This is a genomic window from Mycetocola sp. JXN-3 (genome assembly GCF_014522285.1).
Taxonomy (GTDB): domain Bacteria; phylum Actinomycetota; class Actinomycetes; order Actinomycetales; family Microbacteriaceae; genus Mycetocola; species Mycetocola saprophilus.
Map to the genome: position 1 here is coordinate 1094335 of NZ_CP041635.1, position 20915 is coordinate 1115249.

A 20915-nucleotide genomic window follows, 5' to 3' on the forward strand; every position below is an offset into this window, starting at 1 on the left:
GCCGAATGCGACATGAAATTGCGCCGCCGGGCGGGCCACGCCCGGCGTTTCCCGCGTAGACTGGGGTAACGACCCCGAATACCAACGAAGGCCTACTGTGACGTCAGCATCAAATACTGCATCAACTTCAGCCCCCAGAAAAAAGAGGTCTCCCCTAGCCCTGACCGTGATTATCGTCGGCGTGCTCGTCGTCGCATTCTTCGCGTTCTCCGGCTTCTACACGGACTTCCTCTGGTATGACCAGCTGGGATTCACCGAGGTGCTTGCCACCCAGTGGATCGGGACCAGCGTCATGTTCCTGATCGGATTTATCGGCATGGCGGTGCCGGTGTGGCTCAGCATTCAGCTGGCCTACCGCCTGCGGCCGGTCTACGCCAAGCTCTCCAGCCAGCTGGATCGCTACCAGGAACTGATCGAGCCGCTGCGTCGCCTGGCGACCTACGGCATTCCGGTAGTGCTGGGCCTCTTCGCGGGTCTTTCGGTGGCCGGACGCTGGAAGGAGGTTCTGCTGTGGTTCAACTCGACCCCCACCGGAACCACCGACCCGCAGTTTGGTCTGGACGCGTCGTTCTACATGTTCGACCTCCCCTTCTTCCGCGGCGTGGTGGCCTTCGCCTCCGCCGTGATCCTGCTCAGCCTGATCCTCACCGCCGTGGTGTCCTACCTCTACGGTTCGATTCACCTGAGCGGTCGCGAGCTGCGCATCTCCAAGCACGCCCGCGTACAGATCGCCGTTCTCGCCGGCGTCTACCTGCTGCTGCAGGCGGTCTCGATCTGGCTTGACCAGTATGCGACCCTGACCACCGTGTCCAGCCGGTTCACCGGTGTGAACTACGCCGATGCCAACGCCACGATCCCCGGCAAGATGATCCTCGCCGGGATCGCCGCCCTGGTGGCCATCCTGTTCTTCGTGACCGCATTTGTCGGCCGCTGGCGTCTGCCCGTGGTGGGTACCGCGCTGCTGCTGGTGTCCGCGCTGGTTCTGGGCCTCGCCTATCCGGCGCTGGTGCAGCGCTTCCAGGTTCAGCCGAACGAGAAGGCCCTGGAAACCCCCTATCTGCAGAAGAATATCGACCTGACTCGGGCGGCCTATGGGCTGAGCGATGTCCAGGAGATTCCGTATGCCGCGACCACCGACGCCGAGCCGGGCGCGCTGCGTCAGGACGCCGAGACCACCGCTAACATCCGGATCATCGACCCGGCCGTGGTGACCAAGTCGTTCCAGCAGCTCGAGCAGTTCAAGCAGTACTACAGCTTTCCCAAGGTGCTGGATGTGGACCGCTATGAGATCGATGGCCGCAGCCAGGACGCCGTGGTCGCCGTGCGTGAGCTCAACCAGGCAGGCCTGGACGCCAACTGGGTGAACTCCTCGCTGGTCTACACCCATGGCTACGGCCTGGTTGCCGCCTACGGTAACAAGCGCTCCTCCGATGGTCAGCCCGTCTTCATGCAGTCGGGAATCCCCTCCACCGGTGAGCTGGGCAACTTCGAGCCGCGGGTGTACTTCGGCGAGCAGTCGCCGCGCTACTCGATCGTGGGCGCTCCCAAGGGAACCGACCCGATCGAGCTGGACTACCCGGCCAGCCGCGAGGGTGACCAGCAGGCCTACTACACGTTCACCGGTGATGGTGGACCCAAGCTCGACAACATCTTCAAGAAGCTGGTGTACGCGCTGAAGTTCCAGTCCGAGCAGATCTTCCTGTCCTCGGATGTGACCAACGACTCGCAGATCCTCTATGACCGCGACCCGGCGGCCCGCGTGAAGAAGGCCGCCCCGTACCTCGACCTGGATTCGGACCCGTACCCCTCGGTGGTGGACGGTCGGATCGTCTGGATCGTGGATGGATACACCACCTCGGCCGACTTCCCCTACTCGAAGACCGTGAGCCTGTCGAACTCGATTCAGGACTCCGAGGGTGGACAGTCCTTCGCGCTGGATGACATCAACTACATGCGCAACTCGGTCAAGGCGACCGTGGACGCGTATGACGGTTCGGTGAAGCTCTACGCCTGGGACACCGATGACGCGATCCTGAAGACCTGGCAGAAGATCTACCCCAACACGATCCGCCCGATCTCCGAGATGAGTGGTGACCTGCTGAGCCACGTGCGCTACCCGAGCGACATGTTCAAGGTGCAGCGCAAGATCCTCGGTGACTACCACGTCACCAACGCCGGACAGTTCTTCTCGGAGACCGACAAGTGGATCACCCCGTCCGACCCGCAGTCCAAGAAGGATGACCCGCGCCTGCAGCCGCCGTACTACCTGACGATGCAGATGCCGGGTCAGGACAAGCCGAGCTTCTCGCTCTACTCGTCCTTCATTCCGCCGGGCAAGGGTGAGGACAGCCGTAACGTGCTGACCGGCTACCTGGCCGCCGATGCGAATGCCGGAAACGAGAAGGGTAAAAAGAGCGCCGACTACGGCAAGCTCCGATTGCTCACGTTGACCTCGGGGGATGCGATCCCCGGACCGGGTCAGGTGCAGAACACGTTCAACGCGAACCAGGAAGTCTCGAAGGAGATCAACCTGCTGAAGCAGGGTCAGACCGAGGTGATCAACGGTAACCTGCTGACGGTTCCCGTCGGTGGCGGTCTGCTCTACGTCCAGCCCGTGTACGTGCAGTCCAGCGGTACCACCAAGTTCCCGCTGCTCCAGCGAGTGCTGGTGGCCTTCGGTGACAAGATCGCGTTCAAGTCCACCCTGGATGAGGCGCTGGATGAGCTCTTCGGTGGTGACTCGGGTGCGAGCGCCGGAGACGGTGGCATCGTGCCGACCGAGCCGGGTGGGACTGAAAACCCGGGAACCGAAACACCGGATCCCGGAACCGAAACCCCGAGCACCAACGCCCCGGTAGACCCGGCCAAGGCCGAGGCCCTCCGCACCGCCCTGAATGATGCCGCCCAGGCCATGAAGGACAAGCAGAAGGCGCTCGAGTCGGGAGACTGGGCCGCCTATGGCACCGCCGACAAGGCGCTGAGTGACGCGGTTGACCGCGCCAACGCCGCGCTGAAGTAACCGGCACCAACACGAATGGCGTCATCCCTCGGGATGGCGCCATTCGTGTTTTGGAGCGGGGGAGGGCTCGCGCCACGCCGAGGGAAACGCTCGATTGGCGCTTCGGGGATCTACTGGGTAGAGTAATAAACGTAACGCGGGATGGAGCAGCTCGGTAGCTCGCTGGGCTCATAACCCAGAGGTCGTAGGTTCAAATCCTGCTCCCGCAACCATGTGGTAACACCAAAATCCCCGGATCGGAAGATCCGGGGATTTTTGCTGTGCCGCGTTGGTTGTGCCGAGCAGGCCGTGTCTGCTGCGGTTCCGGTTCCGGTTCCGGTGCCCGTTGTGGTTGTTGCGGTTGTCTCGGTTGTTTCTGTCGCTTCAATCACCTCGGTTGGCGAAGGGGCCGGGGGACGCGCCGACTCCGGGCCTCGAATTGGCTCGCGTGCGGGGCCGTGATAAGCTGACATACGTAACGCGGGGTGGAGCAGCTCGGTAGCTCGCTGGGCTCATAACCCAGAGGTCGTAGGTTCAAATCCTGCCCCCGCAACCATCGCGACAAGATCGCAAGAAAAGGCCCCCGGTTTCCGGGGGCCTTTTGCTTTGCCTCGTCGATGCGATGTCTCAGCCGATGTGATGTCTTAGCCGATGCCGAGCCTCGGCTAGCGTCATGTCCTGGCCGCGTGCGGCGACGGATCACATGACTCGCTATTTCACCTGCGGACAGAGTGCCGTCAGTTTGCCCACCTGCGTGGTGAGGTCGGAGAACACAGTCTTAGCCTCCGCGGCTAGGTCTGCCGCCTGTTGGGCCCGCTCGATCAGCTGTGCCGGGTTGAGTCCCGAGGTGTCGCCGAGCGCGGCGAGCCGGGTTGTGACATCTGAGGCACGCGTGATCTGCTCGTTGATTCCCGTGAGCGTGGCGGAAATCTCGCCATTTGTGCTGGCATTCAGTGCCATGGTCACGGAGTTTGCATACTCGGTGAAATAGTCCGCGGCAGTCCCATCCAGCTGCAACGCGGGCAGCTTGCCGAGAATCGGCACGATCGCCGCACAGTCCTGCGCCGGTGCGGTGCTGGCCGTGGACGCGGGGGTCTCGGAGGACTGCTCGCTTTCGGAGAAACCGGGTAGGGCCGAGCACCCGGATAGGACGAGTAGCCCGGCGGTGGCGGACGTCACCAGTGCCCCGGGGCGCAGGCGTGGGCGTGAGTGTGTGCTGGTCATGATTCCCCCGAGGAGTAGTGAGAGCCGACGCGACCGCGTTGGTAGAGGAACGCTACCAGGGGTTCCCGCGTGTTTCGTGGGACGCCGGGACGTCATCGGTGTGATGCTCGCCCATGAGCTCTGCCGGGGCGCCGTTCATGCCGGCAGTCGAGCCGCGACATATCGGCATACGGTATGCGACACGGGCCCGGGTAAGAACTGTCGCCCGCCATAGTGTGGATCTAGTGATTCACCCGGTTTGGAGATTCGGGTTCAAAGAGCCGGCACCCCAGAAATGTGGTGTGGGATACGCGGTCGGGGGACCTCGTATCACGTGGATCATTCGGGTCGGCCGTTACCTTGGGGGGACACGGCCGACCATTAGCCTGAAACGATCCGCACCGGCACCGACCGCACGCTCCGGTCCCGGTGCGGATCGAATTGGTTGAGCAGGTCCAGCCTCCCAGAAGGCTCGCACCACGCGGTTCCTGGCCTGGCGCGCTGCACGTCCGTGCACCACGCCGCACGGTCTGCCATCGCCGCGTTCCCGCGGCTAGGGTGGAATTTATGACCGTCGAGACCCAGGACTCAGCCATCGTACGCGTGGCCGTCGGACAGTTCGCCCCCGATGACCAGCCCGACCACAATCACACCGAGATGCTTCGCCTCGCCCGCGCCGCGCGCGACCGCGGTGCCGAACTGATCGTGTTCCCCGAGTATTCAGCCTGGTTCCGCCCGCCCTTCGGCCCGGAGGTTCGTGAGTTCGCCGAACCCCTGGACGGACCCTTCGTTCGACGCGTCTCGGCAACCGCGCGCGAGCTCGGCCTCTGGATCGTATTTGGGATGTTTGAATCCCTCGGCACGGACCATGTTTCCAACACTGTCGTGGCCATCGACCCGAGCGGGCGCATTCAGGCACGCTACCGCAAGCGTCACCTCTATGACGCGTTTGGCACCCGGGAAAGCGACTGGATCGCCCCGGGGGACACCTCCGGCCCCGACGAGCTCTTCCGGATCGGCGGGCTGACCTTCGGGCTGCAGACCTGCTACGACCTGCGTTTCCCCGAATCCTCGCGCGTTCTGGTGGACGCCGGCGCCGATGTCATCCTGGTGCCCTCGGAATGGGTTCCCGGCCGGCATAAGGAGCACCACTGGATGACGCTCACCGCGGCGCGCGCCATCGAGAACACCGCCTATGTGGTGGCCGCCGATCAGAGCGCCCCCGGTGGCATCGGTGCCAGCGTGATTGTGGACCCGGCGGGTATCGCCGTGGCCACCCTCGGCGCCGAAACCGGGCTCGCCCTGGGTGACCTCGATCCGGCCCACATCGAGGCCGTGCGTGAAACCAACCCCGCGCTCTCGCTGCGGCGTTACCGTGTGCTTCCGCGGGCTGGGGCTCCGGTACCGGTAAAAACCGACTAGAACCGCGGAATTACGCGAAATTTCGCTACCAATCGTCGTTCCTCGTCGCGAATATGCCCCCCAACTGGGGCCGCATTACCGGCCCTAATCTGGGGAAAAACCTCGGAAATGCGGGTGAATTGCGGTAATCTCGGTGGCACATGAGCAAACGAAAAATGCCTTGGGGAGGGCAACGTGCGAGTATATGGAGCAACGCTGGACGAGGAGACTCGTTGCGTTCACTTTTCCGGTGAACGCGACATAGTCGCCATCCTCGTTCCGTGCTGCTCTCGCTATTACCCGTGCTTCCGCTGCCATGATGAAGACGCCGATCACCGGCTCGAGCGTTGGCCGCGCTCGGCCTGGGGTGAACCGGCGATTCTGTGTGGGGCGTGCTCAGCCACGCTGACAATCGCGACCTACCTTGAGGTGAACCGCTGCCCCGACTGTGCGGCAGGGTTTAGCTCGGATTTCGCGGTGCACGCCCCACACTACTTCGACACTGTAAGCGCGAACCTGCGCGCAGCTGCCTAACGATGCACGCCACGGTGTTCTGGGGCTACTTCGACACCGTAAGCGCCAGCATGCGCGCAGCTGCCTAGCAACGCACACCGCGGCCGCCTCTATAGCGCGAGGGATTCCAGGCGGGCGAGGGCGTCGGTGAGGACCGCGTCGCGCTTGCAGAAGGCAAAGCGCAGCAGGCTCCTGGTGTCTTCGCGGTGCTCGGGCCGCACGAACGCCGAGACCGGAATTGCCGCGATCCCGATCCTGGCGGGAAGCTCGCGAGCAAGCTCGGTCGCGTCGGCGAAACCCAGCGGCGACGTATCGGCGACGATGAAGTATCCGGCATCGGGTAGGGACACCCCGAAACCGGCCGCCGACAGTCCGGCTGCCAGGCGGTCCCGTTTTCCCTGGAGGGTTTTCGCCACCCCGGTGAAGTAGGCATCGGGCAGGCGCAGGCCCACCGCGATGGCCGGCTGGAACGGTGCTCCGTTCACGTAGGAGAGGAACTGTTTCACCGTGGTGACCCGGGTGATCAGATCCGCCGGACCGCTGATCCAGCCGATCTTCCATCCGGTGGTCGCAAACGTCTTTCCACCCGAGGAGATCGTCAGCGTGCGCTCGGTGGCTCCGGGACGCGTGACCACGGGCACGTGGGTGCGCTCAAAGGTGAGGTGTTCATAAACCTCATCGGTCACGATGATCGCATCGTGGCGGTGGGCGAGCTCCACCAGCAGGTCCAGGATCTCGGTGGACAGCATCACGCCGGTGGGGTTGTGCGGGGTGTTCACGATGATCAGTCGGGTGCGGTCGGTGATGACCCGGCGCAGCTCGTCGGGATCGGGGGTGAATGTGGGGGCGTGGAGGGTCGCGGTGACGTGGGTGGCTCCGGCCAGGGCGATCAGGCCGCCATAGGCGTCATAGAAGGGCTCGAAGGTCACGACCTCGTCGCCGGGTTCGGTCAGGCCCAGGATCGTCGCCGCGAGGGCCTCGGTGGCCCCGGCAGTGACCAGGATCTCGGTTTCGGGATCGGGGCTGTCACCCCAGAATCGGTTTCGGTGCTCGGCGATGGCCAGGCGCAGGTCCGCGGTTCCTCGTCCGGGCGGGTACTGGTTGACCCCGGACGCAATCGCCTCCCGGGCGGCCTCCAGGACCTCGATCGGGCCATCCTCGTCGGGAAAGCCCTGCCCCAGGTTAATGGCCCCGGTGGCACCGGCCAGGGCGCTCATCTCCGAGAAGATCGAGGCGGCCGGGGTGCCGCCGGGGGAGAGCAGCCCCGCACCCCGTGCGGCTCGAGACCAACCAGCGAGAGCGTTCATGCCCAGTCCTTTTGCTAAAGAATGTGTAAGGGTCGGCGTCATTTCCGGCCCGCTCCAGCCTAGTGGCGGCTACGATGAAGAAGTCGTATCGTTACGGAACCCCGGAAATCCGGGGCAAAACGGGGCGCTGGATACTCCACAGCTGGTGCTTAAGAAACGTTCAGGTTCGCACGACAAGCTGGCTGTGCTTGGAAGGAGCAATCATGACTCACAACCCTCACGAGGTCGATCCGACTACCGGGGCCGACGGCACCGGCGAGACGTCCGCCAATTCTCACGACACCGCCAACACCCAGGAGTCCACCGACACCCAGGCCGAGACCCGGGTACTGCCCGAGGTATCGGCAGACCAGACCGAGACCGCGGTGCAGCCGTCGGTTCCGGCCCCCGCTGCCACCCCGGCCGCCCACCAGGCCGCCGAGCCGCGTCCGGCACCGCCGCTGCCCACCCACGGTGGATACACCGCGGCCGGTCCGGCTCCGACCGCCCCGCAGTCCGCCACCCCCGGCTACCCGTCGGCACAGCAGCCGACCAACGCCTACAGTGCGGCTCAGCAGACGGGTCAGCAGCCCACCGCCCAGCAGCCCACCGCGCCGTCCCACGCCGCGCAGCCGGCCGCTCCGGCGCAGTCCGCCGGTCAGGCCCAGCACACGGCACCGACTCAGCCCGTGCAGCCCACCCACTCGGCTCCGGCCCCGTCCACCGCCCCGACTCAGCCGACCCACTCGGCTCAGGCCCCGTCCACCGCCCCGACTCAGCCCGCGTACTCTGCTCAGGCCCCGTCCGCGCACTCGGCCCCGTCTTCGTCCGCGCACTCGGCTCAGGCAACCGCGGCCACCACCCCGATCGCTCCGGCCGGCCACGCTGCCGCCCAGACCGCGGCCACGACCCCGATTGCTCCGGCCGCACAGGCCTCCGCTCCGGGTTCCTATGGCGCGGCCCCCGCGTACCCCGGGTCCGCCCCGGCCTACCCCGGTTCGGACGCCCAGCATCCCGGTGCGCACGCCGCCGGTGGTTCCGGCTTTGGGGGCACACCTCCGAACTCGGGGAACGCCTTCGCCGCCCCCGGCCCCAGGAAGCGTCGCGCCCCCGTTCTGGTGGTGGCGGGCTTCGCCGTCGGAGCGCTGCTCGGCGGAGGAATCGGCGCGGCCACCTATGCGCTGATCTCCCCGAACCAGTCCCACATCTCCTCGACCGGAAACGTCGGGGCGGGCACCGTGTCTGTCAACGATGAGACCAAGGTGGACCAGATTGCCGCCGCCGCCCACCGCGCACTCGCCAGCACCTTCACCATCTCGGTGCAGTCGCAGGGTGGCAGCGCGACCGGTTCCGGTGCCGCGCTCACCAAGGACGGGTACATCGTCACCAACAACCACGTGGTCACCCTGGACGGTGCCACCACCGACGTGGCGATCAAGGTGCAGGACAGCAACGGTCGTCGCTATGACGCCAAGGTGGTGGGAAGCGACCCGCTGAACGACCTCGCCGTGATCAAGGTGGACGGTGTGAACGACTTCACCCCGATCAACTTCGCCGACTCCGACAAGCTCAACGTCGGCCAGGCAGCGGTCGCCGTGGGTGCCCCGCTGGATCTGCCCAACTCGGTCACCAACGGTATCGTCAGCGCGCTCAACCGCTCGCTGAGCCTGCCGTCCACCGCGGTGCCGAAGAACGATTCAAGCGCCGGTGGAAACGACCAGAACGGCGACTCGGGTAACTCCGATGGCCACAACTGGGGCTTCGACCTGCGCGGCCAGAACCAGCAGGGTCAGCAGCCGAGCCAGCAGAAGGCTCAGGTGCCGATCGGCGTGATCCAGACCGACGCCCCGATCAACCCGGGTAACTCCGGTGGACCGCTGGTGGATTCCAGTGGCTCGCTGATCGGAATCAACGTGGCCATCGTCGACCCGGGTAAGAGCGACAACAGCACCCAGGGTGCCAGCGCCGGCCTGGGCTTCGCGATCCCCTCGAACACCGTCAAGCGGATCACCGACGAGATCATCAAGACCGGAACCGCAACCCACGGTCTGCTGGGTGCCTCCGTTCAGGATGCCTCGACCGTGGCCGACGCCACCACCGCCGGTGCCCTGATCAAGGAGGTCACCGCGGGTGGACCCGCCGAGGCCGGCGGACTGCGTGCCGGTGACATCGTGACCGCGGTGAACGGCAAGCCCGTCTCCAGCGCCAACGATCTGACCGCCCAGGTTCGCTCCTACGCCCCGGATACCAAGGTGGAGATCACCTACGTGCGGGGCACCAACCAGGGCACCGCCAACGTGACCCTGGCCACCCTCTCGGTGAAGTAGGCCCGATTTACCGGCTTCCTTCCAGAGCCACCGCGCGCCCGTCGTGTTGAACAACACGGCGGGCGCCGCCGTGTATCCGAGGCTCGAACACCCGCCTGCGGCGTTCCCGCAGCATGATCCCGAAAGAGACTGATACGCTCTAGTTCGGACAATACCGCGAGCGGAGACCATGTCGGAGCATTCTTCTGCCCCTTCCCAGACCACGTTACCCGGCGTCTCATACGTTATGCCGGTGCTCAACGATGTCACCCACGTACGTGCGGCCGTTGACTCACTGCTGGCTCAGGACTACACCGGCCCCTTTGAAGTGGCGATCGCCGTGGGGCCCAGTATCGATGGCACCAATGAACTCGTGGCCGAGCTCTCGGCCGAGGATCCCCGGATTCGGGTGATCGACAACCCGGTGGGCTCGACCCCGGCCGGACTCAACATCGCCATTCGCGCCACCACCCTGCCCATCGTGGTGCGGGTGGACGCCCACTCGGTGTTGCCTCCCAACTACACCTCCGTCGCGGTCGAGACGATCCTGCGCACCGGCGCCGCCAACGTGGGCGGCATCATGGACGCCCGGGGCACCACCCCGTTCGAGCAGGCGGTGGCCCGCGCCTATGGCAGCCGGGTGGGTCTCGGCGGCAGCCCCCACCACGTGGGTGGCACCCAGGGACCGGCCGAAACTGTGTACCTCGGCGTGTTCCGCCGGGATGCGCTGGAGGCCGCGGGCCTGTTTGATGAGCGCATCAAGCGCGGCCAGGACTGGGAGCTCAACCACCGCCTGGCCAAGGGTGGGGAAACCGTCTGGTTCACCCCCGAAATGCGCGTGGTGTACCGGCCGCGGCCGAGTCTGAACCGCCTGATTCGCCAGTTCTTCTCCACCGGCCTGTGGCGCGGGGAGCTCAGCCGCACCTTCCCCAGCCGGGGGATCATCCGCTACTTTGCGCCGCCGCTGATGGTTCTGGCCGTCACCGTGGGTATTATTTTGGGCATCATCGGGACCGTGGAGGCCGCGCTGGGTACCCCGAACCCGCTGGTGTGGGGATGGATCATCCCGGCCGGCTACGTGCTGCTGGTCCTACTGGCCACCCTCACCGTCGGGTCGAAGGATTCCCCGCGGGCGATGGCCTGGTTCCTGATCGTCATCCCGTGTATTCACTTCTGCTGGGGCATCGGGTTTATCCTGGGATATCTCTCCCTTGCCGGGTCCACCTCGGCGCTGAAAAACGAAGGTAAGAACCGCCGATGACCGACTCCCAGCCTCGCTACACCCGACCCGGCTCGCTGGCCGAGCTGCGCGCCGTGGCCCAGCCGCCGGAGGTTCGATCCCGCCGCAACGCCGAGCACTGGGTGGCCTCGCTGTACCTGCGTGACCTGTCCCCGTACCTGACCATGGCGCTGCTGCGCACCCGGATCAGCGCCAACGGTGTGACCGGCATCATGATCCTCACCGGATGGTGTGTGGCCGGGGTCCTGCTGATCCCCGGGATCTGGGGCGCGGTTCTCGGTCTGATCTTTGGTCAGCTGCAGATGCTTGTGGACTGCTCGGATGGTGAGGTGGCGCGCTGGCGCAAGACCTCGTCCCCGGCGGGCACGTTCCTCGACTCGGTGGGGCACTACTCCACCGAGACGCTGATCCCCATCGCGCTGGCCATTCGCGCCGCCGGTTACCCGTTTGAGGCGCCCGAGGACTACCTCTGGACGACCCTGGGCATGGGCCTGGCGATCGTGATCATCCTGAACAAGGCCCTCAACGATATGGTGCGCAACGCCCGTGCCGCCTATGGGGCCCCCAAGCTCACCTATAGCGTGAGCGAGTCGGCACCGCAGCCGGGTCTGCTGCAGGCGGCCCGTCGGATCGCCCGCTTCCTGCCCTTCCACCGCCTGTTCCACTCGGTGGAACTCACCATGGTGATCTTTGTGGGAGCCGTGGTGGGACTGTTCATCGGTGGCGAGCTGGCGATGCGTGGCACCCTGGTGTTCCTGCTGGTCTTTGGCATCATCACCCTGTTTGGGCACTTTGTGGCCATCATGACCTCGAAGCGGCTGCGTGCCTAGCGCCGCAGTGCCCGGCGCGGGCCTGCCGAGCGTGGGCGTCGCGATCCTCACCCAGGGGCGTCGACCCGAGGAGCTGCGCCGCGCGATCGACAGCGTGCTTGCCCAGACTGGCGTTCGCCTCGACATGGTGGTGGTGGGTAACGGCTACCAGCCGGTGGGCCTCCCCGCGGGCGTTCGCGCCCACGCCCTGGCCACCAACGAGGGCATTCCCGCCGGGCGTAACCGCGGGGCCGCGCAGGTGGCGGGGGAGTATATTTACTTCCTCGATGACGATGCCTGGCTGCCCGATACCGATTATCTGGCCCGGGCGATCGGGCTGATCCGGGCCGACCCCAGCATCGGTCTGGTGCAGCCGCGGATGATGGATCCCGAGTCCGGGGAAACCCTGCGCCACTGGATCCCCCGCGCCGGCAGCCCCGACCCGAGCGAATCCGGCCCCGCGTTTTCCTGCATGGAGGCCTCGATCCTGATGCCCCGTGCGGTGTTTGACCGCACCGGCGGCTGGGCGGAACCCTTCTTCTATGCGCACGAGGGGATCGAACTGGCCTGGCGGGTCTGGGACCAGGACTTGCGGGCCTGGTACGCCGGAGACCTGCGGGCATTCCACCCCGTCGTGCAGCAGACCCGGCACAGCCAGTATTATCGATTGACGGCGCGAAACCGCGTCTGGATCGCCCGGCGTAACCTGCCCTTCCCGCTGGGGATTGCCTACGTGGGGGTCTGGACCCTCGCGACGATCGCCCGCTGGTGGCGCAAGCCCGAGGCCCTCAAACCCTGGTTTGGTGGCTGGCGCGAGGGCATCCGCACCGCACCGGGTGGACGCACGCGTCTGCGCTGGCGCACCATCTGGCGGATGACCCGGGCCGGGCGTCCACCGATCTACTAATCTGCAACGAACACAACGTAAACGACTGGATACGAAACGTACATGGGTGTCATCTCCGACGGCCGTAAGGCTCTCACTCTCCTCGGCGAGGCGATTGCGAATCGCCGCGCGCGGACCGATCTTGCCCATCGGCTGGCGGCCCTGACACCGTTGACCCCCGGTCACTTCAAAATCGCCGTGTACTTTGCCGATGGCAAGGTCAACATGTACCAGATGCGCCAGTGGTATCAGCCGCTCGCGGGCCTGGCCGAAAAATGGCCCGTGGTGGTGCTGACCCGCACCGCGACCGCGGCCGCGCAGCTGCTGGAGGAATCCCCGCTGGACGTGGCCTATGTGCGCACCGTTCGCGAACTTGAGGACACCCTCGAGGAGCAGGACATCCGCATCGTGTTCTACGTCAATCAGAACGCCAAGAACTTCCAGATGTTCCGTTACGGACGTCGCTGGCACGTGTTTATCAATCACGGTGAGAGCGACAAGATGTACATGACCACCAACCAGTTCAAGGCCTACGATTACGCCTTCATCGCCGGGGAGGCCGCCCGCGAGCGGCTCACCCAGGCACTCTGGGACTACGATCTGGATCGGCGCACGTTCGCGATTGGGCGTCCCCAGGCCGATCACTTCGCCGGGCGGTTGCCGTTCGTCCCCGATGAGCGCACCGTGGTGCTCTACGCCCCCACCTGGGAGGGGGACCGGGCCTCGGCGGCCTATGGATCCATCGCGACCCACGGCGTGAGCCTGGTCAAGAGTCTCCTGGCCTCGGGTCAGCACCGGGTGATCTACCGTCCGCATCCGCGCTCGGGTGTGAGCGATCACGGCTATGCGCAGGCCAACCGCGAGATCATCTCGATGATTCAACACGCCAACCACGCCGATCCGCGGGCTCAGCACGTCTATGACCAGGGCATCGAGCTCGGCTGGCAGCTTGCGGCCTCGGATGTGGCCATTGTCGATATCTCGGCGATGATCTATGACCGTCTGGCCGTGGGGAAGCCCGTGCTGGTGACCCGGCCGGTCAATCCCGCCGCCGAGATCGACGCCGGAGGCTACCTGCAGGAGTGCGAGTGGCTGACCGTCGAGGGCGCCGCCCACATCGTCACCGAGGTTGAGCGCGTGCGGGATGATGCCGAGGCCACCGCGCGCCTGCGACGCTGGTCCCGCCACTACTTCGGCAACACCACCCCGGGGGAGGCTACCGCACGCTTCCACGCGGCCGTGGACACCCTGATGGAGCGGTGGGAAGATTTCGCCGCGCAGGAGGGCAGGAACGCCTAGGCGCGCCTCCACGCGGCGGTGGGACGAATACGCCGCCCGGGAGAATGCCTAGGCGAGATTCTGGGGATCCTCGGGACGCGGTGTGCGGTTCTTCCCCGGTGCCTCGGGTGTTCCGGGGCGACGGCGTCCGGGAAGTGCCCGCGGGATCTTTTCCCCGAGGCCACGAATGCCCGAGCGGACCCGTCCCACCAGCGGCTCGGCGCGTTCCAGCGGTTCAAGTTCGAGCGGAAGGCGCACCGGGGCAGGCCCGAAGGCCGTGCGCGCGCTGGTGACCACCCCGCGGCCGGCCACGTGGTTTCCCACCCCGCCGATGGCCGCGCCGATGCCGAAGGGGACGGCCTTGCCCACCAGGGTGGTGCCCTGGGTCGCCACAAAGTGCTTCATGAAGCGCGACTTCACCTGGTCGGCAAAGGGACCCATGACCATCTGCGGCATCGAGGACGCGATCGTGCGACCCCAGTGTGCGCGGCGGCTGTTGCCCTGGCCGAGCACGTCGCCGGTGAAGTTTTTCACCAGGTCGCTGCCGGCGTTGCCCAGCATCAGGGTCATCACCAGGGCGCGCGCCCGCAGCGGATCGTTCACGGCGATCCCGTGAACCTCGGCCACCGACTGGGCAAACAGGGCGGTAGCCTCCAGGAACCCGGCGGTTTCCACGCCGGAGAGGGCGATGGTGATGCCCGTGCCGATCGCCGGAACCATCGCGGTGGCCCCGACCGCGGCACCGCCGGAGGTCACGGCGGTCAGATAGCGGCGTTCGAGAATGCGCACCATCTGGTCACCGGTGGCATGTGGATGGCGGCGGCGAATCGAGCGAATATGCGCGAGGACCAGCGGCCGCTGAACCGAGAGCAGACGGTCGATCCCGCGGACCCAGGCCGGATCGGTGGCCGAGCCGACGGGGCCTGCCTTGGCTGGCCGAGGCGAACCGCCCCGGGCCGCCGACGTGGTGGTGCCGGGGAGCAGGATCGCGTCGATGCTGGCGGGATCGGCGGGGGAGCGTTCGGGCTCGGGAACCCCCGTTACCACGTACACCGGTGGTTTCTTAGCCATGCGTGCCCCTTCCCCCTGTCCGGACGGGTCCGCCCGGATTAGGACGTGGGATTATTATAATCCTCGTTATAGCGATCAAGAACCTCGCCAATGGGCCCATCCAGGACCAGTTTTCCCTTGTCAAGATACAGGCCGCGGCTGCAAAAACGCCGAAGGTCGCGCTCGTTATGCGAGACAAAGAACAGCGTTCTCCCGGCCGAAAGAAGCTCGTCGATGCGGCGGTAGCACTTCTCGCGGAAGGACTTATCGCCCACAGCCAGCACCTCATCCACCAGGATCACCGGTTCATCCAGCTGCGCGATCACCGAGAACGCGATGCGCACCTTCATCCCGCTGGAGAGGTGCTTATACGGGGTGTCCACGAAGTCCTGGATCTCGGCAAAGTCGATGATCTCGTCGAACCGTGCGGCCACCTCGGCCTTGGACATGCCGTGCAGACCGGCGGTCAGATATACGTTATCGCGCACCGACAGGTCGCTAACAAAGCCGCCGGTGATCTCGATCAGCGGTGCGACTCCGGCCCCGACTCGCACGCGTCCCTCATCGGGCAGGATGACCCCGGCCACCAGCTTCAGCAGCGTGGACTTGCCCTGGCCGTTGCGTCCCACGACGCCGATGGCCTCGCCCGGCGCCACGTCGAAGGTGAGGTTGCGAAACGCCCAGAACTGGTTCGGGCGGGCCCGGCGCTTGCGCCCGGCAAACAGGTCCTTGAAGCTGCGGCGACGGGCCTTATTGCGGCGGAACTGGATGCCCAGGTCGGTCACCGAGATGATCGGTTCGGTCATTAGATCTCCTTGAGAACCGCGCGCTCACAGCGGCGGAAGACGAGCAGGCCGATGCCCAGAACCACCACCGAGATGATGACGGACATGATCACCGGGAACGCGACCAGCTGCTCGGGGTACAGGCCCGAACGGTACAGCGAGAAGATGCCGCTGAGCGGGTTCAGCGCGGCCCAGGACTGGATGTCCTTGGGCATGTCCAGGGTCGAGTAGACGATCGGGGAGGCGTAGAACATGAAGCGCAGGATGAGCTTCACCGCGCGCTCCAGATCACGGAAGAACACAACCAGCGGGGCCACGATCAGGCCGATGCCCAGTACCAGGGTTGCCTGCAGGATGATCGCCAGCGGATACGTCCACACCAGCGACCAGTTGGCGTGCGCCCCAAAAATCACCGCGAAGATGATGAGCACGGGGATCGATGCCAGGAATTCCAGGCCCTTGGAGAGCACCAGACGGGCAACCCAGATGGTGCGCGGAATGGACGTGGAGCGCACCAGCTTGGCCTCCCGCAGGAACGCCCGAGTGCTGTCGGAGATGGTTCCAGTGAACCACATCCAGGGCAGCAGGCCGGCGATCAGGAAGACGATATACGGGTCCTCGCCGATGGTGCCGTCACGCTTAAACACCACCACAAAGACGAACCAGTAGATGCCGGCCATGACCAGCGGATCCAGAATCGACCAGAAATACCCCAGGGCACTGGTGGAATAGCGCACCCGCAGGTCCCGTTTGGTGAGCAGCCAGAGCGCGCTGCGATAGCGCTCGGCGCGGGAACGGCGCGGCCGGGGTGGGGTGGTCGTACTCATCACAGCCTCAATCTACCGGCAAAAACACAACACCCCGTGACGCCGACCCGCAGGCGGGCCGAAGACACGGGGTGTTCAAAGCGTGGGAAGCCGGGGAGCGGCGGCCCGAAATCGATTTAGACGAAGAGGTTCGCGCGCTCGAGATCCTCGGCGAAGTCGACCTCTACCGCGTAGAAGTCGGAGATGTTCATCGGCTCAACCAGCATGCCGTCCTGCTCGATGGCGAGCTCGATGCCGCGCTCGAAGTAGTCCTGGTCGTCCACGCGGCCGAGCTGACGCAGCAGCGCCGCCTTATCGCTCGAGGAGACGTAGTTGATGCCCACGGCCTCGCCGAGACCGCCCTTGACGGTCTTGGAAAGTTCCTTGATGTAGCCCTCGGCACCCACCGTGTACTTGACCTCCTCATCGGAGACCTTGTCGGTGTTGACGGTGACAAAGGAGGAGTCGGTGGCGACAACCTTGGCCGCGCGAACCAGAACCTCGGGGTCAAAGACCACGTCACCGTTCATCCACAGCACGCCACCGTTGGAGGAGGCTGCCAGGGCGCGCATCAGCGACTTGGAGGTGTTGGTCTGGTCGTACTGCTCGTTGAATACGAAGTCGGCGTCCGGGAACGCCTCGATGATGTGCTCCAGCTTGTAGCCCACCACCACGGTGATCTTGACCTTCTTGCCGAAGGCGTGGTGGATGTTGTCGAACTGCTGCTGCATGATGGTGCGGCCGTCGTTCAGTTCGGTCAGCGATTTGGGGAGCGAGCGCCCGAGACGCGTGCCCATGCCCGCGGCGAGGATTACTACCTGTGTCGTCAATGTAACTCCCTATCAGAGCGGTGTTGCATCCGGAGTGGGCGGGTTTGCCAGTTGTTCACCGGACAGATGTTGTACGCGCACTCCGTCATGCACCTGATCTACGTTAGCTGCCAATTGCCCAGTTCGGGGCACAGGGCGGAGGGTCGTTGTCGTTTCGTAACACGACGCTCGGAATTTTCTCAGGTTAGAGTTTTGCCACGCGGCCGGGCTTAACGAGGAACTCATATATCGGTTGGTAGTTTGGGAAAGCAGCAGAAAACCGCGCGAATCCGAGCCGCGGACGTGTCTCGGACACACTCCAAACTCCGAAAACGAAGACGTAAAAATGATGGGGGCATCAACTGTGGGAACCACAGAAGCAGGGTCACAGCCGGAGTCGAACTCCGCCCGAGACGCGGAGAGCTCGACCACACCGAGTGCGGGCGCGAGCGAATCGGTGACGCCCTCCGCCGGGCGCAAGCCTGCCGTTGACGCCGCGGCCTCTGGAACCGCTGACTCTGCGGCCTCTGGCGGTGCCGACTCCTCCGCTTCCTCCGCTGGAACCTCCGCCTCGGGCACGCCCGTGGCGCCGAAAAAGGCACCGGCAAAGCCGCGAACGCCGCGTGCCTCCGCGGCGAAGAGCACCGCGGCAAAGAGCCCTGCGGCGAAGAGCAGCGCGTCGAAGTCGACCGCCGCTCAGAGCACTGCTGCCAAGACGACTTCTGCCAAGACGACCGCCGCCAAGACGAACGCTGCCAAGACAACTTCTACCAGTACTTCCGCAGGCAAGACTGCTGCCGCGAAGTCCACGGCCGCCAAGACCGCCGCCCCGAAGACGAGCGCGAACGGTGCACCCGCCGCGACCTCCACGAGCAAGACCGCCGCGGCGAAAACCGCGGCCGCGCAGGCGGCTCCGGTGCGTCCACAACCCGTCAGCGAACCGGTCGATTCGGTCACCCCATCACCGGAACCGGATAGCGCCGCCTCCAAGACCTCGGCCGCGAAGAAGGCCCCCGCGTCGAAGTCTCCGACAGCCAAGAAGGCACCGACCAAGCGGGCACCAGTTCGGCGCACTCCCGTGAAGCCCGCCACAGCACAGCCCGAGGTGACCGACCCCTCGGCGAACCGGCGGGAAGCGTCCGAGTCCGTTGCAACGAAGCCTGCCGCGGAAAACTCGGCGGCACAAGTATCCGCCGCGGCGCAGCCCGTGGCCGAGACCGTAGTCGAGACGATTGATCATTCCGAGTCCAGCGACGCCGTCGAGGACGTCCTGGTGGTGCGCGGCCTAACCCGTCACTACGGAGGCACCCACGCGGTGGACAACCTGGACCTGCGCGTGCCCACCGGCACGTTCTCGGCCATCGTGGGGCCCAATGGCGCGGGCAAAACCACCGCCCTGTCGATGATCACCGGGCTACTGCGTCCCGATGCCGGGGAAATCCTGGTGAACGGCGTCAACGTGTGGGAGGACCCCGACCGGGCCAAGCGCACCATCGGCGCGCTGCCCGACCGCATGCGCCTGTTCGAGCGTCTCACCGGTGCCCAGTTCCTGCACTACTCGGGCACCCTGCGCGGGTTGAGCGCGGCCACCGTGCGCACGCGGATCGCCGATCTGGCCGCCGCGATCGGGCTCAGCGATGCGCTGGGCCGCCTGGTTTCGGACTACTCGGTCGGTATGCGGAAGAAGGTCGCCCTGGCCGCGGCGCTGATCCACTCGCCCCGTCTGCTGGTGCTGGATGAACCGTTTGAGTCGGTGGACCCGGTCTCGGTGGATCGCCTCCTCACCCTGCTGCGCAACTATGTGGACCACGGGGGCACGGTGGTGCTCTCCAGCCACGGCATGGAGCTGATCGAACGGGTGTGTGACCACGTCTCGATCATCGTCAGCGGCACCGTGCTCGCACAGGGCACCGTGGCCGAGGTCCGTGGCAACGGCACCCTGGCCGAACGCTTCGCCGAACTGTCCCTGCCCGCCGATCCCGCGGAGGGCCTGGAATGGTTGCACAGCTTCTCCGACTAAGAATTCAGACCCTCCTCAACGCCTTTCGTGGTGAACCGCGGGCCGTGGCCGGCCGAGTTCTCCTCCTGATCCTGGCCGCAGCCGCCTGCTACCTGTTTGCCACGCTGTTCCAGGAACCCACCGAGGTGGATCCGGCACTGCTGCGTGCGCTGATCGGCGCGGGTGGCAGCGTGATCCTGCTGGGCTGCTTCCTGGTGCCCCTGGTGTCGCGCGTGTCCAGCACGCTGGATCCGCGCGGATACGCGGGCTTCGGCATCCCTCCGCGCACCCTCGCCGGTGGGCTCATTCTTTCGGGCCTGCTGAGCCTGCCGACCCTCGTGCTCCTGCTACTCGGCGGTATCGCGGGATTCGGGTTAGCGTCCATGCAGACCGATGCGGTCGGTCCGGCGCTGGCGACCACCGTCCTGGTCCCGCTGACCGGGTCGCTCCTGATCCGATTAGGATCGGCCCTCGGCGGACAGCTGCGCGAGCCCGCCCGCCGCGGACTGCGGGGTCTGGTGAGCGTGGTGCTGGCCCTGCTCGCCATCGGCACCGGCGTCCTGGCGCTGGGGGATTCAGACCGGCTCGCGGCGGTGGCCGGGTTTGCCGGCTGGACGCCGCTTGGTGCCCCCTGGCTACTGACCGAACCGGGCAGCGGTGGGGCGCTGGCCGGGCGACTGGCGATTGCCGTCCTCACGGTGATTGTGCTGTTTGCCGCCTGGGGTGTGTTGTGCACGTATCTGGTGCGTTCGGTGAGTCGGCCCGAGGTTCCCGCCGGCATTCACCTGGGCTGGTTCGCCCGGGTTCCCGCCGGAGCCACCGCGGCCGTGGCCGCGCGCTCGCTGACCTACTGGCTGCGCGATCCGCGCTACATCACCTCGCTGCTGATCGTTCCGGTGGTTCCCATCGTGGCCGTGTTTGCGCTGAATATCGCCGGGGTGTCCTGGCCGGCTCTCAGCCTGCTGCCGCTGCCGATTATTTTGCTTTTTATCGCCTGGGCGCCGCATAACGACCTGGCCCTGGACTCCTCGGCACTCTGGCTGCACGTGACCTCCGGGGTTTCGGGCCGCGCGGACCGGATCGGTCGAATCCTGCCGGTCTTTCTCCTGGGTGTCCTGGTGATCGCGATCGGCGCCCCGATCTCGGTGGGCCTGGGCGGAGTCCCCGAGATGCTGCCGGTCCTGATCGGCGTGTGTGGGGGAATCCTGCTCACCGGTCTCGGGCTGGCCTCGTACTTCTCGGCGCGGACCCCGTATCCGGCGGTTCAGCCCGGCGATAGCCCCTTCCAGCAGCCCCAGGCGGGCGGCGGATACTCGGCTCGGGTGCAGGCGCTGAGCCTGATCGGGACCGTGGTACTGAGCCTCCCGGTGCTCTACCTGGCGACTCGGGCGTATGGCGGCGAGTCCTCGATGATCGGGCTTACCCTCGCGGTGGGTCTCGGGGTCGGGGTGCTGGTGCTGATCCTCGGGGTTGCGGCCGGGGCTCGCTATTACACCCGGCACACGGCGGAGCTGATGGAGTTTGCGACCTCGCACTAGGGGCGCGC

General features: G+C 65.9%; 16 protein-coding genes and 2 tRNA genes. 12 read left to right on the forward strand and 6 right to left on the reverse strand.

The features are described from left to right. Positions 1–97 precede the first annotated feature (97 nt). From C7C57_RS05035 to C7C57_RS05045, 3 genes are all read left to right on the forward strand, one after another. The gene (locus C7C57_RS05035) at positions 98–3019 is read left to right on the forward strand and encodes a UPF0182 family protein (RefSeq protein WP_370581438.1); all 2922 of its coding nucleotides are present in this window, start codon (positions 98–100) and stop codon (positions 3017–3019) included. A 135-nt stretch (positions 3020–3154) separates the two neighbouring features. Further along, positions 3155–3231 (forward strand) — tRNA-Met (locus C7C57_RS05040). Between the two features lie 246 nt (positions 3232–3477). Then, positions 3478–3554, forward strand: a tRNA-Met gene (locus C7C57_RS05045). Positions 3555–3709: 155 nt separating this feature from the next. Here the strand turns inward: C7C57_RS05045 and C7C57_RS05050 are convergent. Beyond that, positions 3710–4222 carry a hypothetical protein gene (locus C7C57_RS05050; RefSeq protein ID WP_187977821.1) on the reverse strand — a complete coding sequence of 171 codons (513 nt, stop codon included), beginning with the start codon at positions 4220–4222 and terminating at the stop codon, positions 3710–3712. A gap of 546 nt (positions 4223–4768) precedes the next feature. Between C7C57_RS05050 and C7C57_RS05055 the strand changes: the two genes are divergently transcribed. Continuing rightward, positions 4769–5623, forward strand: coding sequence for a carbon-nitrogen hydrolase family protein (locus C7C57_RS05055; RefSeq protein ID WP_187977822.1), 855 nt, complete (start codon positions 4769–4771; stop codon positions 5621–5623). A 174-nt stretch (positions 5624–5797) separates the two neighbouring features. Next, positions 5798–6136 carry a CHY zinc finger protein gene (locus tag C7C57_RS05060; protein WP_187977823.1) on the forward strand — a complete coding sequence of 113 codons (339 nt, stop codon included), beginning with the start codon at positions 5798–5800 and terminating at the stop codon, positions 6134–6136. A gap of 89 nt (positions 6137–6225) precedes the next feature. Here the strand turns inward: C7C57_RS05060 and C7C57_RS05065 are convergent, their stop codons facing one another. Next, the gene (locus C7C57_RS05065) at positions 6226–7422 is read right to left on the reverse strand and encodes an aminotransferase class I/II-fold pyridoxal phosphate-dependent enzyme (protein ID WP_187977824.1); all 1197 of its coding nucleotides are present in this window, start codon (positions 7420–7422) and stop codon (positions 6226–6228) included. Between the two features lie 203 nt (positions 7423–7625). Between C7C57_RS05065 and C7C57_RS05070 the strand changes: the two genes are divergently transcribed. The 5 genes from C7C57_RS05070 to C7C57_RS05090 all read left to right on the forward strand — a co-directional run bounded on the left by C7C57_RS05070 (position 7626) and on the right by C7C57_RS05090 (position 13941). Then, positions 7626–9728, forward strand: coding sequence for a S1C family serine protease (locus tag C7C57_RS05070; protein ID WP_187977825.1), 2103 nt, complete (start codon positions 7626–7628; stop codon positions 9726–9728). Between the two features lie 169 nt (positions 9729–9897). Next, positions 9898–10968 (forward strand): glycosyltransferase family 2 protein, encoded by a 1071-nt coding sequence (locus C7C57_RS05075; protein WP_187977826.1) that lies wholly within the window; start codon positions 9898–9900, stop codon positions 10966–10968. Beyond that, positions 10965–11777 (forward strand): CDP-alcohol phosphatidyltransferase family protein, encoded by an 813-nt coding sequence (locus C7C57_RS05080; protein ID WP_030148556.1) that lies wholly within the window; start codon positions 10965–10967, stop codon positions 11775–11777. Before C7C57_RS05075 ends, C7C57_RS05080 begins: the two co-directional genes overlap by 4 nt. Then, positions 11770–12663, forward strand: a complete 894-nt coding sequence (locus C7C57_RS05085) for a glycosyltransferase family 2 protein (RefSeq protein WP_255505778.1) — start codon at positions 11770–11772, stop codon at positions 12661–12663. Before C7C57_RS05080 ends, C7C57_RS05085 begins: the two co-directional genes overlap by 8 nt. 42 nt (positions 12664–12705) lie before the next feature. Further along, positions 12706–13941, forward strand: coding sequence for a CDP-glycerol glycerophosphotransferase family protein (locus C7C57_RS05090; RefSeq protein ID WP_187977827.1), 1236 nt, complete (start codon positions 12706–12708; stop codon positions 13939–13941). 48 nt (positions 13942–13989) lie between these two features. On the opposite strand, the gene C7C57_RS05095 is transcribed toward C7C57_RS05090, so the two are convergent. The 4 genes from C7C57_RS05095 to C7C57_RS05110 form a co-directional block, all read right to left on the reverse strand. Continuing rightward, the gene (locus C7C57_RS05095) at positions 13990–14991 is read right to left on the reverse strand and encodes a hypothetical protein (protein WP_187977828.1); all 1002 of its coding nucleotides are present in this window, start codon (positions 14989–14991) and stop codon (positions 13990–13992) included. Between the two features lie 38 nt (positions 14992–15029). Beyond that, complete coding sequence (locus C7C57_RS05100; protein ID WP_030148560.1) at positions 15030–15776, reverse strand: ABC transporter ATP-binding protein; 747 nt, start codon at positions 15774–15776, stop codon at positions 15030–15032. Further along, positions 15776–16582: an ABC transporter permease gene (locus C7C57_RS05105; RefSeq protein WP_030148561.1), complete on the reverse strand. Its 807-nt coding sequence runs from the start codon at positions 16580–16582 to the stop codon at positions 15776–15778. Before C7C57_RS05105 ends, C7C57_RS05100 begins: the two co-directional genes overlap by 1 nt. Positions 16583–16698: 116 nt before the next feature. Then, complete coding sequence (locus tag C7C57_RS05110; RefSeq protein WP_030148562.1) at positions 16699–17391, reverse strand: NTP transferase domain-containing protein; 693 nt, start codon at positions 17389–17391, stop codon at positions 16699–16701. 436 nt (positions 17392–17827) lie between these two features. Here C7C57_RS05110 and C7C57_RS05115 point away from each other — a divergent pair, with 436 nt between their 5' ends. Both C7C57_RS05115 and C7C57_RS05120 read left to right on the forward strand, forming a co-directional pair. Further along, the gene (locus C7C57_RS05115) at positions 17828–19390 is read left to right on the forward strand and encodes an ATP-binding cassette domain-containing protein (RefSeq protein WP_255505779.1); all 1563 of its coding nucleotides are present in this window, start codon (positions 17828–17830) and stop codon (positions 19388–19390) included. Beyond that, positions 19366–20907, forward strand: a complete 1542-nt coding sequence (locus C7C57_RS05120) for an ABC transporter permease (protein WP_187977829.1) — start codon at positions 19366–19368, stop codon at positions 20905–20907. Before C7C57_RS05115 ends, C7C57_RS05120 begins: the two co-directional genes overlap by 25 nt. Positions 20908–20915: the final 8 nt, after the last annotated feature.

Coding starts and splice junctions, on each gene's coding strand:
- C7C57_RS05055 (WP_187977822.1), top strand. CDS start 4,769: ATGACCGTCGAGACCCAGGACTCAGCCATCGTACGCGTGGCCGTCGGA.
- C7C57_RS05080 (WP_030148556.1), top strand. CDS start 10,965: ATGACCGACTCCCAGCCTCGCTACACCCGACCCGGCTCGCTGGCCGAG.
- C7C57_RS05065 (WP_187977824.1), bottom strand. CDS start 7,422: ATGAACGCTCTCGCTGGTTGGTCTCGAGCCGCACGGGGTGCGGGGCTG.
- C7C57_RS05100 (WP_030148560.1), bottom strand. CDS start 15,776: ATGACCGAACCGATCATCTCGGTGACCGACCTGGGCATCCAGTTCCGC.
- C7C57_RS05070 (WP_187977825.1), top strand. CDS start 7,626: ATGACTCACAACCCTCACGAGGTCGATCCGACTACCGGGGCCGACGGC.
- C7C57_RS05095 (WP_187977828.1), bottom strand. CDS start 14,991: ATGGCTAAGAAACCACCGGTGTACGTGGTAACGGGGGTTCCCGAGCCC.
- C7C57_RS05075 (WP_187977826.1), top strand. CDS start 9,898: ATGTCGGAGCATTCTTCTGCCCCTTCCCAGACCACGTTACCCGGCGTC.
- C7C57_RS05120 (WP_187977829.1), top strand. CDS start 19,366: ATGGTTGCACAGCTTCTCCGACTAAGAATTCAGACCCTCCTCAACGCC.
- C7C57_RS05050 (WP_187977821.1), bottom strand. CDS start 4,222: ATGACCAGCACACACTCACGCCCACGCCTGCGCCCCGGGGCACTGGTG.
- C7C57_RS05090 (WP_187977827.1), top strand. CDS start 12,706: ATGGGTGTCATCTCCGACGGCCGTAAGGCTCTCACTCTCCTCGGCGAG.
- C7C57_RS05105 (WP_030148561.1), bottom strand. CDS start 16,582: ATGAGTACGACCACCCCACCCCGGCCGCGCCGTTCCCGCGCCGAGCGC.